This window comes from Rhodococcus sp. DN22 (genome assembly GCF_036669995.1).
GTDB classification, from domain to species: domain Bacteria; phylum Actinomycetota; class Actinomycetes; order Mycobacteriales; family Mycobacteriaceae; genus Rhodococcus_F; species Rhodococcus_F erythropolis.
On record NZ_CP133326.1, the window covers coordinates 6,021,554 to 6,035,697 of the forward strand.

General features: G+C 62.7%; 10 protein-coding genes. 7 read left to right on the forward strand and 3 right to left on the reverse strand.

What is annotated here, in order from left to right; genetic code table 11:
• Window positions 1-7 precede the first annotated feature (7 nt).
• From RA302_RS27785 to RA302_RS27795, 3 genes are read left to right on the forward strand one after another with little or no spacing between them, the layout of a single operon-like run.
• On the forward strand, window positions 8-1,669 hold the full coding sequence (locus RA302_RS27785) for a class I adenylate-forming enzyme family protein (protein WP_007730286.1): 1,662 nt from the start codon (window positions 8-10) through the stop codon (window positions 1,667-1,669).
• Window positions 1,666-3,411, forward strand: a complete 1,746-nt coding sequence (locus RA302_RS27790) for a hypothetical protein (protein WP_030536187.1) — start codon at window positions 1,666-1,668, stop codon at window positions 3,409-3,411. The genes RA302_RS27785 and RA302_RS27790 overlap by 4 nt, the downstream gene beginning before the upstream one ends.
• Window positions 3,401-4,189 (forward strand): SDR family NAD(P)-dependent oxidoreductase, encoded by a 789-nt coding sequence (locus tag RA302_RS27795; RefSeq protein WP_030536188.1) that lies wholly within the window; start codon window positions 3,401-3,403, stop codon window positions 4,187-4,189. Before RA302_RS27790 ends, RA302_RS27795 begins: the two co-directional genes overlap by 11 nt.
• A gap of 1 nt (window position 4,190) precedes the next feature.
• On the opposite strand, the gene RA302_RS27800 is transcribed toward RA302_RS27795, so the two are convergent.
• From RA302_RS27800 to RA302_RS27810, 3 genes are all read right to left on the reverse strand, one after another.
• Window positions 4,191-4,670 carry a carboxymuconolactone decarboxylase family protein gene (locus RA302_RS27800; RefSeq protein WP_003943220.1) on the reverse strand — a complete coding sequence of 160 codons (480 nt, stop codon included), beginning with the start codon at window positions 4,668-4,670 and terminating at the stop codon, window positions 4,191-4,193.
• On the reverse strand, window positions 4,667-5,791 hold the full coding sequence (locus RA302_RS27805) for a dihydrodipicolinate reductase (protein ID WP_030536189.1): 1,125 nt from the start codon (window positions 5,789-5,791) through the stop codon (window positions 4,667-4,669). The genes RA302_RS27800 and RA302_RS27805 overlap by 4 nt, the downstream gene beginning before the upstream one ends.
• A gap of 61 nt (window positions 5,792-5,852) precedes the next feature.
• Entirely contained in the window at window positions 5,853-6,533 is a 681-nt protein-coding gene (locus RA302_RS27810; protein WP_030536190.1) for an NUDIX hydrolase, read from the reverse strand.
• Between the two features lie 78 nt (window positions 6,534-6,611).
• Here RA302_RS27810 and RA302_RS27815 point away from each other — a divergent pair, with 78 nt between their 5' ends.
• The 4 genes from RA302_RS27815 to RA302_RS27830 all read left to right on the forward strand — a co-directional run bounded on the left by RA302_RS27815 (window position 6,612) and on the right by RA302_RS27830 (window position 13,964).
• A complete protein-coding gene (locus tag RA302_RS27815; RefSeq protein WP_030536191.1) occupies window positions 6,612-8,549 on the forward strand; it encodes an O-acetyl-ADP-ribose deacetylase in 1,938 nt (645 codons plus the stop codon).
• Between the two features lie 269 nt (window positions 8,550-8,818).
• Window positions 8,819-9,961 carry an Ig-like domain-containing protein gene (locus RA302_RS27820; protein ID WP_030536192.1) on the forward strand — a complete coding sequence of 381 codons (1,143 nt, stop codon included), beginning with the start codon at window positions 8,819-8,821 and terminating at the stop codon, window positions 9,959-9,961.
• Between the two features lie 29 nt (window positions 9,962-9,990).
• Window positions 9,991-11,736, forward strand: a complete 1,746-nt coding sequence (locus tag RA302_RS27825; protein WP_230587533.1) for an Ig-like domain-containing protein — start codon at window positions 9,991-9,993, stop codon at window positions 11,734-11,736.
• 104 nt (window positions 11,737-11,840) lie between these two features.
• Window positions 11,841-13,964, forward strand: coding sequence for a phospholipase C, phosphocholine-specific (locus RA302_RS27830; RefSeq protein WP_030536193.1), 2,124 nt, complete (start codon window positions 11,841-11,843; stop codon window positions 13,962-13,964).
• Window positions 13,965-14,144: the final 180 nt, after the last annotated feature.

The following is a 14,144-nucleotide window of genomic DNA, read 5'->3' on the forward strand; positions in this document are numbered from 1 at the left end:
ACTTCACGTGACTACTTCCGCTGATACACAAGCATTCATCGCGTCCGTCATGGCCGGGCTGACCGGCCCCGGTGGTCCTTTCGAGATGCAAGTCGAGGATGTACTGGGCAGTTCGATGCCCGTCATGAAGAACCGTGACAAGGCACTCGGCGACGTGCTCGCTGCATCCTTCGACTACGGATCACGCGACTATCTGGTGACCAAGGACCGACGCTTCAGCTACCTCGAGCACGGCGAGGCCGTAGCAGCATTGGCGACGGCGCTCCGCGAGCGGTACGGCGTCCGCAAGGGTGATCGGGTCGGCATACTTGCTGCCAATACGCCGGAATGGGTGATGACCTTCTGGGCGGCTCAGTCCCTCGGTGCCATCGCCGTCGGATTCAACTCGTGGTGGGTGGCCCGCGAGGTGGCGTACGGCATCGATCACACCACCCCCACAGTGGTGATCGCCGACGCCAAACGCGCGCAGATTCTTTCCGAACTGAACACCGATGTTCCCGTACTCACGATGGAAGAAGATCTACCTACCTTGATGGAGAAGTATTCGGGATCGACACTGCCCCGTACTTCCGTCAACGAGGACGATCCGGCCGTCATCCTGTACACGAGCGGAACCAGTGGCCGCCCCAAGGGGGCTGTTCACAGTCACCGAAACGTGTTGGCCGTCATCGACTACCACCGCTACAGCGATCGCCTCGCTGCGGCGTTCACCGGCAAACCCAGCGACGGCCGACCGAGTGACTTGCGGTATCTGCTGACCGCGCCGCTGTTTCACATTGCAAGCCTGCATAACCTGGCGATCCCACGACTCGCGACGGGCGGAGCGGTGGTCATCCATCAGGGCGCCTTCGACGTCGACGAAGTCCTTTCCCTCGTCGAACGCGAGAAGGTCACAAACTGGGCGGTGGTCCCCACCATGGCAACCCGTCTCCTCGAGTACGGCAGTCTCGAGAAGTACGACCTGACCTCACTGAGCGCCTTTGCGCTCGCGTCTGCGCCGTCATCTCCGGCCTTGCAGGACCGACTGCGCGCACGACTGCCTTTTGCGCAGCACACCTTGGTCGACAGCTACGGGCTCACCGAATCCTCCACCGGCATTTCAGTTGCCACACCACCGGAACTTGCCGCGTTCCCCGGAACTCTCGGCCGGCCGATCATCGGGGTGAGCGTGGAGGTGCGCGACCCCTTCGGTGTTGCAGTCCCCGACGGCGAGGAAGGTGAGATCTGTGCGCGCAGCGCCTATGTGATGTTGGGGTACTGGAACGACGAGACCGCGACTGCAGCCGCTATCGGTCCTGATCGATGGCTCCGAACCGGCGACTTCGGAGTGTTCGAGGACGGCCGGCTCCGTCTGACGGGTCGCCGGTCCGATCTGATCCTGCGCGGCGGCGAGAACGTCTACCCTCTCGAAATCGAGCAGACCATCGACGAGCATCCCGCCGTACTCGAATGCGCTGTGATCGGCATTGATTCGGCAGACCTCGGCCAAGAAGTTGCAGCCGTCGTCGTTTTGCGGAGTGAGGGAGCCGCCGGCGAAGAAGAACTACGCGACTACGTCGCCGAACGACTGGCTTACTTCAAGGTGCCGGTGAAGTGGAAACTGAGCACAACTCCTCTGCCCCGCAATGCAACCGGAAAAACGATACGTGCAAAGGTGGTTCTCTCATGACCTACGACGCCGTGATCAACAACGGTCTGTGGTTCGACGGCACCGGGGCCAAACCAGCTGTCCGCAATCTGGGTATCCGCGATGGGTTGGTTACTGCCATCTCCCTCGATCCACTCGACGAAACCGACTGTCCCCGTGTCATCGACGCGAGACGCAAGTGGGTGATCCCGGGCATCGTGGACATCCACACCCACTACGACGTCGAGATCCTCGAAGGCCCGGCACTGAGCGAATCGCTCAGACACGGGGTCACGTCGATCTTTGTCGGATCGTGTTCCCTGTCCACCATTCACGCCAGCCCCTCCGACGCGGGTGATCTCTTCGGCAGAGTAGAGGCAATTCCGCGTAAGCACGTCGTCGACGCACTCAACCGTGCCAAGACCTGGAACTCTGCGAGCGAGTATGTTGCTGCACTAGAGGCGCTTCCGCTAGGTCCCAACGTTGCAGCCTTCATCGGACACTCCGATATGCGGGCCGCCGAGATGGGACTGGATCGTGCTACCAGGAAGGACGTCCATCCCACAGACGCCGAACTCGCGTCGATGGAAGCACAGTTGACCGAAGCTCTCGACGCAGGATTCGTCGGGATGTCCAGTCAGCAATTGTTGTTCGACAAACTCGACGGCGAGACCTGCCGCTCACGCACGCTGCCGTCGACGTATGCAACCACGAAAGAACGACGCCGACTCAATGCGATCCTGCGCCGTCGGGGACGGGTATTTCAGGCCGGACCTGACCTCTCCAACCCGATGAGTACCGGAGCGATGGCGTTCTCCAGCGCGGGTATCTGGCGTAAGCGACTCAAGACGAGCATGCTTTCGGCGGCCGACATCAAGTCCAACAAGTTGGCCGTGGTGATACTCGGCCCACTGGCACACTTGGTCAATCAACTCGGCGGCGACCTGCGCTGGCAGCACCTGCCAGTTCCCTTCGAGGTATATGCCGACGGCATCGACCTGGTTGTCTTCGAGGAGTTCGGATCTGGCGCTGCAGCACTGCATCTGACCGACGAGATGGAACGCAACGTCCTCATGCAGAGCGAGGATTACCGTCGACAATTCCGCAAGGACTACGACCAGAAGTTCGGTGTCAAAGTTTGGCATCGCGATTTCTTCGACGCCGAGATCGTCTCCTGCCCCGACGAATCCCTGGTCGGCAAGAGCTTCGGGCAGGTCGGCGTCGAACGTGGCGGCCTCCACCCTGTCGATGCATTCCTGGATCTGGTCCTCGAACACGGCACGAAAGTGCGTTGGCGCACAACCATCTCGAACCACCGGCCGGAGGTTTTGGACAAGTTCGCCCAGGACAATGGCGTCCAACTCGGGTTCTCCGACGCCGGAGCGCATTTGCGCAACATGGCGTTCTACAACTTCGGCTTACGCCTACTACGACGTGTCTACGATGCCCAAAAGGTCGGCCGTCCGTTCATGACCGTCGAGGCAGCGGTGCATCGTCTCACCGGTGAACTCGCCGAGTGGTACGACATCGATGCCGGGCACCTTCGATTAGGTGATCGCGCCGACCTGGTTGTGATCGATCCCGCTCATCTCGACGATTCGCTCGACGCGTACGCGGAAAGCCCGGTTGTGGAGTACGACAACCTCTCCCGCATGGTCAATCGCAACGACCAGACCGTCACCGCAGTGTTCGTCGGCGGCGAGTACGTCTTCGGCGACGGAGAAGCAGCACCCGTTCTCGGCAACCGCCGAACCGGAAAGTTCTTGAAAGCAGGTGCCCATTAACACGTCCAGATTTGCCGGGAAAACAGCAGTCGTCACTGGAGCAGCATCAGGTATCGGTGCAGCCATCGCACTAAGGCTTATCGACGAAGGCGCACAGGTAGCTGGAATCGACATCGCTGCAGAGGGTTTGAAAGAGATAGCCTCCCAGCACGGCGGGGCCTTCCTCGCCGTTCCCACTGACGTCACCAAGGAATCCGATGTTGCCGAGGCCCTTGCCGCGGCGGCGGCGGAATTCGGCGGTATCGATCTGGCTTTCAACGTTGCCGGTGCGTCGAGGGTGGGGCAGATCGTCGACCTCGACGAGGCCGACTGGGACTTCACCATCGACCTGGTGCAGAAGGGCGTCTTCCTCTGCACCAAACATGAAGCGCGGCATATCCGAGAGCACGGTCGCGGTGGTGCGATAGTCAACGTGTCCTCATTGAACGCGCACGTGCCGAGCCCCTACGGGAGCGCATACGCGACAGGCAAAGCCGGAGTCGAGATGTTCAGCAAGAATGCCGCGATCGAACTGGCTGCGTCGGGGATCCGGGTCAATGCCGTTCTACCCGGCCTGGTCGACACGCCACTGGTCGCGCCGGTCATGAACTACGAACCCGCCCGCGACATGTTTCTCAGCCGAATCCCCATGTCCCGAGCGGCAACTCCCGACGAGATCGCGGGCCCCTGCCTCTATCTCGCCAGCGACGACGCCTCGTACATCACCGGAACCAGTCTGGTCGTCGACGGCGGCTGGGAGGTCTCGAACTACCCGGATCTGACGACGCTGGGCAACTAGTTCAGTTACCGGGCAACACACATTGAGTATCGAGGCCGAGGACGTGGTTGAGCCGGCCGAAGGCCAACCACGATCCGAGGCACATGCTCAACTCGACGATTTCTCGCTGGGAATAGTGAGCGGTCATGCGTTCCCAGAACTCGTCGTCGAGTCCGTGGTGGTCGAGGGCGTATCTCTCGGCGTATTCGGCAGCGAGGCGCGTCCTGTCGTCGAAGGCATCGGTGGTGCGCCAGTCGGTGACAGACTGATCGAACGTCGACTCCACAGTCTCGCCGTCACGCTCGGTGCGCCAGTCCTGACAGAAGATGCACCCGTTGATCTGAGCGATCCGAAGCCTGGCCGCCTCGAACTCGCGGAGTCCGAGAGTGCCGTCCGTGTAGACCTTTTGGGAGAACCCGGCGGCCGCGGGTCCGATGCCGGGGACCATCTCTCCCCACACGTAGCCGATCGGATTCTTGCCTTCGGGTATGTCGATATTCATGTGAGTACCTCCGAGTTTCGGGCACCGAGCTTGCCGACGCCGGGTGTGAGCGGAACGTCCAGCGCGTCGTAGAGACCGGGTTCAGCCTGACGTAGCCAGGGAATTGCGTTGACGAGACGTCCTACGGCCGTGGCATTTCCACCGGCCGCGCGATTTCCACCTTCATCGGTGGCTTCGACGTTGATCTCGATTCGTGGTCGTCCTTCGACGATCACCTTGTGCGCGCCGTCGCCGCCGTCGGGCGGGAGCGGCCAGTCGCGGGCACAGGACGGATGAATACGCGTGACGTGTTCGATCACGATCAGTGGTTCCCCGCCGACGATTCCCTGAACCTCGAATCGCAGTGCGCCTTGGGTGCCGGCCGCGAACTCCCCCATATGTTCGGTCGACACGGTTTCCTCGAGCGGGCGGCGCAGCAAGGTCTCGCGGATCTCGTCGAGTTCCACCCCGAGTGCCCGGGCGATGAGCCGAATCTGCCCGCCCCAGACCATGGTGGGTACGGTCGGCGCGACCATGGGAGGTTCGTAGTCCATCGGCTGACCCATCCCGATCAGGTAGCGGACAGAATCCGGCTGTTCGTAGGTCGTGTAGTCGAAGATTTCCTGACACCGGATCTGGTCGATTGTCCCCGCGAGCCCGCTGACGAGAATCGGCAGGATGTCGTTGCCCCAGCCTGGGTCGATACCGGAGACGAACAGAGCGCCGCCGCCCGCCTTGGCAGCAGCTTCGACGGGATCACGAAGTTCGGGAGGCGCAGATTTCGGGTCGTACAGCGCATATACGGACGGCGTGACCACCACAGCTCCGGCGGCCAGTGCCCGCGTGATGTCGGCAACCGCGTCGTCGGGCCGAATGTCGCCGGACGCCGCGTAGACCACCGCGCCGGGAGACGCTGCGAGCACGGCATCGGCGTCGTCGGTAGCCGCGACGCCCAGGTGCACTCCCAGATCGGCGAGGTCACCGGCGTCTCGCCCGACCTTCTCGGGGTTCGCAACGATGACGCCGACAAGTTCGAGGGCCGGATTGGCTGTCACAGCGCGAATCGATGCACGCCCGACGTTGCCGGTACCCCACACGACAGTCGGAATCTTGGACTCGGCTTCATTCGAAACTGCACCCATCAATCGGACATTACCCAGCTCAGCGCGTCAGGTCAGCAGAACTGCAAGAATTCGTTTCACTTCATCCGGTCAAAAATGCCATTGCCTGCGCAGTCAGTGCGCCGTCACCCCGCCTCCGGTACGTCTCGGCGGGTCGGCCGTTACCTGGTCTGCTCATCTCGCCGGTACTTTCGAGCGCGTCGAACACCTGCCGGCGGAAGCTGTCCTTCTGGAACGGACGATCGAAGATCACCTCGTAGAGTCCCCGAAGTTCGGCGACGGTGAACGTCCCGCCCGACAATCCGTCCGGATCCACGTACGACGCATACCTCGTGCGTAGGTCCGTGACCGCGAGTCGCACCATGTCGGCGTGATCGAATGCGAGTCCGCTCACTGCCTCGTCGTCGTACACATCGACGAGAAGCGCCGAATCGGGCAGTGCCGATTCCGGTAGGCAAGCCGTGTGTGCGACCGACAAAACCCATCCACGGTCGTCGCGGTCCGGTCGGTCGAAGATCGCCAACTGGTGGAAGCTCGTCTGGGCCAACTCTGCCTTGACCGACAGGGCACGATCGGCTGCGGCCGTGAGCAATTCGCGTTCGTGCAGAAATGTTCCCGGTAGCGCCAGCGCACCGAGACGGTGCAGAACCACCAGAACTTTCAGAGATCCACCGCTGTACGTCAGCACCGCGACGTCCACTGCCACAGACGGACGCGGATAGTCCGTCAATCCCTTGCCGCTCGTGCCTGTCCATTTATTCACCCTTGCATGTTATCTCAAACATGATCTATGGTTAGCGCAAAGTTGATCAAACGATCATCGCGAACCGAAGAGGTGGCTATGAAACTCACCGCACAGCAGTCCGATCGAGCGGCCGGCGTTCTGCTCGGCACCGCAGCAGGAGACGCGCTCGGCGCCGGCTACGAATTCACCTACCCGAAGGCCGAGGTCACGATCGACATGATCGGTGGCGGCCCGTTCGACTGGGCGCCGGGAGAATGGACCGACGACACCTCGATGGCAGTTGCGATCGCCGAGGTGGCCGCGACCGGAATCGACATCGGAAGCTCTGACGGTCTCGATGCCATTGCAGCACAGTTCATCCGGTGGTACGACTCGAAGCCCGCGGACATCGGCAACCAGACGCGAGCAGTGTTGTCCGTCCGCTCCGAAAGCGCAGCGGCGATGGCGGATCGTGCGCGGGCGATCAGCGGCCGCAAAGCCGGCAACGGCTCGCTCATGCGGACTGCTCCCGTCGCCCTCTCCTACTTGGACGATGCAGAAGGTGCCAGGTCGGCAGCGCACCGGATCAGTTCACTCACGCACGACGACCCGCGTGCCGGACAGGCGTGCGAGTTGTGGACCCATGCCATCCGCCATGCCGTTGTCTCCGGCAACTTCGACGGTGTTCGCGGCTTCCTCTCCGTTGCCGATCAGGACGTCGCCGAATACTGGGGCCCGCTGCTCGATCAGGCCGAAACCGGGAACCCGCAGGACTTCTCCAAGAACGGTTGGGTGGTGCATGCACTTCAGACTGCTTGGTGGGCAATCACTTCCACGGACAATGGCGATGCTCGCCACCTCCAGTACGCATTGGAAGCGGCAGTAAGAGCCGGCGGGGACACCGACACGACGGCGGCCATCGCGGGTGGCCTCCTCGGCGCCCGCTGGGGAGCGTCGGCGGTTCCCGCCCGTTGGCGCCGAATCATGCATGGCTGGCCGGGATACCGTTCCTCCGATCTGATTCGCCTGGCAATAAAGACTGCTCGCGGCGGTACCGACGACAAGAACGGATGGCCGTCGACGGCAGAACTCGACTACTCGAGGTTTCGCGGAACCCACCACCTGACGACGCACCCGCACGACGACGGCGTCATGCTCGGCGGCGTCGATGCGGTGTCCACTGCAGACTACGACGCCGTGGTCAGCCTGTGCCGCATGGGAACACGACAGGTCGCCCCTGATCACGTCGAGTTCTGGTTGGTCGACGACGGTCACGATTCCAACGCCAACCTCGAGTTCGTTCTCGACGACGCAGCGCGCACCGTCCAGGCGTTGCGGGCCGAGGGAAAGCGCGTACTCCTCCATTGCGTTCAGGCGCACAGTCGCACGCCGTCGGTTGCAGCGCGATACTCGATGTTGATCGGACGTGATCCCTACGACGTACGCTCGGCTACGCCGTGGGCTCGCCCGAAGCGTGAACTCTGGAACACGGCAGTCGGAAACGCGTCCGTCGGACACACAGCCGTCGGATACACAGGAGGATCCATGCCCGCTATTACAGTCGTCGAAGGTGACATCACGACGCTGACCGTCGACGCCATCGTCAATGCGGCCAACTCCAGGCTCCTCGGCGGCGGCGGTGTCGACGGCGCGATCCACCGTGCCGGGGGACCGGAGATCCTGAAGGCTTGCGAGGTATTGCGCAACACCAGCCTTCCCGACGGCCTGCCGGTGGGTGCGGCAGTAGCCACCACCGCCGGAAAGCTGCACGCCAAGGCCGTGATTCACACCGTCGGCCCGAGGTATTCGCGCTCCGAGGACCGATCCGGTCTGCTTCGGTCGGCGTACACCCGCAGCCTCGCCGTGGCCGACTCGATCGGCGCCCGTACCGTCGCCTTTCCGTTGATCTCGGCAGGGGTCTACGGCTGGCCGAAGGAAGATGCCGTCCGACAGGCCGTTTCAGCGATTCGCACGGCGAAGACCGAGGTCGAGACGGTCACACTGGTGGCATTCAACAAGGAGACGGCAGACCTGATGCGCCGCGCGATCGCCTGACCGTTTACCGGGCCCACTTCACGCCACGTTAAGGCAGTGCAGAGCGGTCGGAGAAGTGGAGAAATTTCACCGGTTGGACGTTTGTCCAACAATTTGTCCGAATCGCATATTTTGCGGCTCGCTCTGTGTTCTACTCCTCTCCAGGGTTTGAGCTGGTAGTGAGCAAACGACGAGACGTATTCGATTCTCTGTCAGCTCGAGGCCGGTTCCCGGACCCGGCTTCAAGCCGAGAGCTCGATCTTGTCGAGCGCTACTCAAGGAGAATGTGAATGGTGTCGACGTTGATGCGCCGAGGAGTGGGGGTGGCCGCGTCGTTGACCGGATGCGTTGCCCTCGTGATCGGCGGAGCCGGAGTCTCGTCCGCCGCTGATGTGGACCTTCCGTTCACGGCATCGTGCCACGGGTGGCAGTTCCCCGGACCGATCACGCACAACGAGACGCGTGATTCCGGCGTCACGATCAGTGCGCCGGCCGTGGTCCCGCCGAACTCCACCTTCACATACCGCCTCGCGCCCAAGCCGATGACGGTCCCCAAGGACGGTTACGACCTCAGGTCCGTCGTGAACTGGACGCGTCTCAAGTTCGATTTCGACATCCCTGCAGGCACCTCCTACGTGGGGGCGCAGATCGTGGCCGGCACCAGCTCGAATCTGGGTGGGGTCGCCCCGACGATCACGCGGGTGAACGATGCCGGTTCACCCGATCCGAATGGGACGCATCTTCGTATCTCCGGCAACAACATCACGGCGGGCAACGGACCCAACACCGACGACAACGGCGGCGGCGGAATCGAGGTCGGTGGAGGAAAGACGTTCCAGCTCCCGGCAGTCGACGTCACCGTCACGTCAGGGGCTGTCGGCACCCAGATCAAGCCCATGCTGCGCGTGTCCGACTCCAACTCGGGTTCCTACGACAGTGCCGCCAACTACCTGACCTTCCTGCAGCAGGAGACCCTGCTCGGCGGCGTCAAATACTGGCTGACCACCAATTGCTCACCACGCGACAATCGTTCGGCCGGATTGAACGCCGGCGGCCGGCCGCTCGCCGTGATCAACGTCGACTCCAGCCTCGCTCAGACACAGACGCGAATCGACGCACCCGGTAAGGCCGTCGTCGGTGACTCCGTGGAACTGACGGCAACGGTCACTCCGTGGCCGTCGGGAGGAACAGTGCAGTTCCGTGACGGAGGGGTCGACCTCGGCGCTCCGGTGGCCGTCGTCAACGGCGTCGCGAAGGCCAACCGCACGATGACAACAGCGGGCGACCACAACATCACGGCGTACTACACGGGATCGGCCGGTTTCATGGAGTCGATGTCGGGCGCCGTGACGATCAACGTCGTCGAACCGTCCGAGCCCGAGCCTGGCACCGGTAGCCTCGGCAGCCTTGGTACCCCCGGATTCGGGTCGTGAAAACTGTGAACAGAAACCAGGATTCGACGATGAACTCGAAACTCCTACGCGGCTCTGCGATTGCAACCGTCTCGGTACTGGCCGGCGGCTTGTTCTCCATCGTCGGCGGCGGGATCGCCTCGGCTGCCCCCGAGACCAAGAGCGTGGCCTTCACAACTGCATGCCATGTGCGCGAGATGGACGGTGTGGCAAGCCCGATCACGTTCAACGAGACACTCGGCTCGGGAGTCACCATCACCGCGCCGACCACCGCGGCACCAGGTGAGACCGTCACCTACCGCGTGCAGCCGAACGAGATGAAGGCAAACAGCGGCGGTCATGCCAGCCGTGGAGTCGTACATTGGGCCCGGATCAAGTACGACTTCGACATCCCGTCCGGCGTCGAATTCGTGAGTTCCCAGCTTGTGGCGGACAGTGCGTACGGCCTCGGATCCGACAGTGCCACTCCGACAGTCACACGGATCGACGACGGCGGTAATCCATCGGCATCCGGTACGCACCTGCGTATCTCCGGATCGAATCGGACCATCGGAAACGGTCCGTCCTCCGCAGTTCGATCGAGTGACGGCATCATCGTCGGTGCCAACACCAAGTTCCGACTCCCCGCAGTCGACGTCACAGTCAAAGCCGGTGCGGCCGGTAGCGAGATCAAGCCTTCACTGCGAGTTTCCGATCCGGGATCCGCCAACTACGACGACGACCGAAATGCGCTCACATTCGTCCAGCGCGAAAAGGACGTCTTCGGAGTCAACTACTGGGAGCGCTACAACTGCTCCCCGCGGGACAACAGGAACTCCGGCCTCAACGCCGGCGGGCAGGCCCTGACCACCATCTACGTCAGCCAACCGACAACCACCACAATCCAGATGCCCGGCTCGATCCAAGCCAGCACACCGACCGAGCTTGTCGCAAAGGTGGATCCGGCCCCGGTCAACGGAAACGTGCAGTTCAGGGTGGACGGCGCCGACGTCGGTACACCGGTCACGCCCGGTGCCGACGGCACTGCCCGGCTACCGCATACCTTCTTCACCGCCGGAACCGCGCGGGTCTCCGCAACGTTCCAGGGCGTCAACGGATTCCAGAGTTCCAACTCGACCGAGGCAATGGTCACGGTGACTGCCGCACCTGTCGTCAAGCAGACCGACACGGCCGTGAACGTTCCCACCGATGCTAAGACGGGCGTTTCGGTGTCGCTGAGGGCGCAGGTCACGCCGACACCCACCGGTGGCACTCTCCAGTTCAAGGACGGCGCTGCAGATATCGGCGCTCCGGTCCCGGTGGGCACTGACGGCAAAGCCACTCTGGAACATGCCTTCACCTCGGCTGGATCTCATGCCGTCTCGGCCTACTACTCCGGTGCAACAGGATTCATGCCGTCGATGGCACCCGCTCAAACGGTCACCGTGTCTGATCCCGCACCGTCCGATGTCACCACCTCGACCTCACTGGCAGCTCCCGCGACGACCAAGCAGAATGTCGCGGCAGAACTGTCGGCGACGGTCACCCCCAACCCCGGCGGGGGCTCGGTTCAGTTCTACGACGGCGACCAACCCATCGGACAGCCCGTTGTCGTCGGAGTCGATGGAGTGGCGCGACTGACGCACACTTTCGCATCGACGGGCGATCATCGGATCAAGGCGTCATACGCCGGGCGAAGTGGATTCACACAGTCCGCGTCGGACGAATCCGTCGTCAAGGTTTCTGCTGCGCCTGACGACGGCGGGAACGGCGGTTCGGGCAGCCTCGGTTCACTGGGCGGTCTCTTCGGTTCCTGATCGAATTCTTCTCGACACTGTTGCCGCTGCACCGATTCGGAGCAGCGGCAGCAGCATGTCGCGGCCGTGGTCATAGAACTGATTGATTTATCGATGGAGCACAAGTGTCCAGGAATTCTCTTTCTCGACGGTCGTTTCTCGCCGCCGGGGTCGGTGCAACTGCAGTCGCCGCTACTTCCCTTCTGCCGCCGTCGCTTCAACGTGTACTGGCGACACCCGCAAACTCCGGCGGGCTCGATTCGATCGAGCATGTAGTCCTCGTCATGCAGGAGAACCGATCTTTCGACCACTACTACGGCGCGCTGAGGGGTGTTCGCGGCTTCGGTGATCCGAATGCGTTGCGTCTACGCAGCGGCTACAGCGTCTTCGAACAACCCGGTCCTACCGGTCCTGTGCTCCCCTTCCCCATCCGCGATTCCGCTGCGGCACAACGCATGGACACCCAGAACGTGACCGGACTCGACCACAGCTGGGCGGGCGGACATGCCGCACTCGCCGACGGCTGGCACGACGGTTGGATCGCGGCAAAAACCAGTACGACAATGGCGTACTACGACCGGCAAGACATCCCGTTCCATTACGAACTGGCGGACGCGTTCACGATCTGCGACGCCTACCACTGCTCCGTACCGACATCGACGAGCCCCAACCGGAACTATTGGGTCTCTGGATACACCGGATACGAGCCACTTTCGCCTAATCCGACCGAGTCGGTCCTGCCTTCGGATCCGCCCGGCCCCGAGGGAAGAGCTGTAACCAATGCGGCCTACAACCCCTGGCACGCCGGCTACGGATGGACGACGGTTCCCGAGCGGTTGCAGTCCGCCGGCATTTCCTGGAAGACCTACCAAGAGTGGGACAACTTCGGAGACAACAACCTCGAATACTTCACTGCCTTCAAGAAAGTGGCGGCAGGGCTGCTTGGTCGGCCAAGCCTGCTCCCCTACGAAATCCAGACCTTGGCCGGGTTCTATCTCGCCCTGCCGTCGATGCCGGCGCCGGTCCAGGACGCAGCGGCACTGGCCCTCGAGAATGCTGCAGACCAACTGTCGCCTGCTGATCGCCAACTCTACGATCGCGCACTGTACCGATCCCGGCCCGGCACACTGGCCGCCGAGTTCAGGAAGGACGTCGAGTCGGGCCGACTGCCGCAAGTCAGTTATCTCGTTCCGTCCGAGGTGGATTCGGAGCATCCATCGGGTTCGTCACCTGCGGCGAGCGCAACACTGCTCTATCAAGTACTCGACGCCATCGCGTCCGATCCGGATCTGTGGGCGAAGACGGCCGTGATCGTCAACTTCGACGAGAACGACGGGTACTTCGACCATGTACCGCCACCTCGACCGCCGCGCTCGGTCGAAGCCGAATGGGTCGGCAATCAGCCGCTTGGTCTCGGCCCGCGGGTGCCGATGACGATCATCTCGCCGTGGACTGTTGGCGGTTTCGTTTGTTCACAAGTGTTCGACCACACGTCCGTCACGCAGTTCCTGGAAAAGCGGTTCGGAATCACGCAGCCGGAAATCGACCCATGGCGACGCACGGTGAGTGGCGACCTGACGTCGGCGTTCGACTTCGCCAACCCGCGTAGCCGACCGACTTTGGCGCGCCCGCAGCCCACTCCGCCTCTGGAACCACGGTGGACACCGACCCCACCCACCGAACAGAGAATGCCCCTGCAGGAAAGCGGCACTCGACCAGCACGGGCCCTTCCCTATCAGCCCGACGCCTACACGACGGTGAACCCGGAAACCGACTCGTTGACGGTCCATCTGGTCAATGCCGGTGCCGCATCAACTCACCTGGCCTTGTACCCGTACGCAGGTGAGTTCGACGAGCCACGGCATTACGACCTCCTGGGCGAGGTCGATGACACCGTTGCGCTCAGTGATCGCGTCTACAGCCTGACCCTGTTGGGTCCCAATGGTTTCAGGCGCGAGTTCAGTGGAGCTACAGACAGTGCGGCAGCCTCGCTCGACGTCTCGACAACCATCGACGCAGGGACGCGCGCGCTTGTACTGACCGCGAACAATTCCGGAAGTCGTGCACTCTCCGTCGACGTCGACGGAGACCGACGGAAGCTCGCTGCCGGCGCACGCGGCCGGTGGGCAGTGGCGTCGGTGGACGGCTGGTATCAGGCCACCGTGACGGTCGACGAAGATCCTGAATTCAAGCGCGTGCTCGTCGGACACATCGAAAACGGGCGGACCAGTGTAAGCCAACCGACGTGAATCGACACCGAGCGTTCAAGCCCAGGGCCGAATCCCCATTCGGACAAGTCAATCCATCCACACACCCAGAAGGAGTTTCCGTGCGTCGTATCCCGCTCTCAGCACTGATAGTCGCGGGCTCACTGATACTGGGCGGCGGAATTGCCGCGGCTCAGGGCAGCCTGCCCACGGTGGGGGAGC

Excerpts from the sequence above, each read along its gene's own strand:
- RA302_RS27825 (WP_230587533.1), top strand. The coding sequence starts at position 9,991 with ATGAACTCGAAACTCCTACGCGGCTCTGCGATTGCAACCGTCTCGGTA.
- RA302_RS27820 (WP_030536192.1), top strand. The coding sequence starts at position 8,819 with ATGGTGTCGACGTTGATGCGCCGAGGAGTGGGGGTGGCCGCGTCGTTG.
- RA302_RS27815 (WP_030536191.1), top strand. The coding sequence starts at position 6,612 with ATGAAACTCACCGCACAGCAGTCCGATCGAGCGGCCGGCGTTCTGCTC.
- RA302_RS27800 (WP_003943220.1), bottom strand. The coding sequence starts at position 4,670 with ATGAATATCGACATACCCGAAGGCAAGAATCCGATCGGCTACGTGTGG.
- RA302_RS27805 (WP_030536189.1), bottom strand. The coding sequence starts at position 5,791 with ATGGGTGCAGTTTCGAATGAAGCCGAGTCCAAGATTCCGACTGTCGTG.
- RA302_RS27790 (WP_030536187.1), top strand. The coding sequence starts at position 1,666 with ATGACCTACGACGCCGTGATCAACAACGGTCTGTGGTTCGACGGCACC.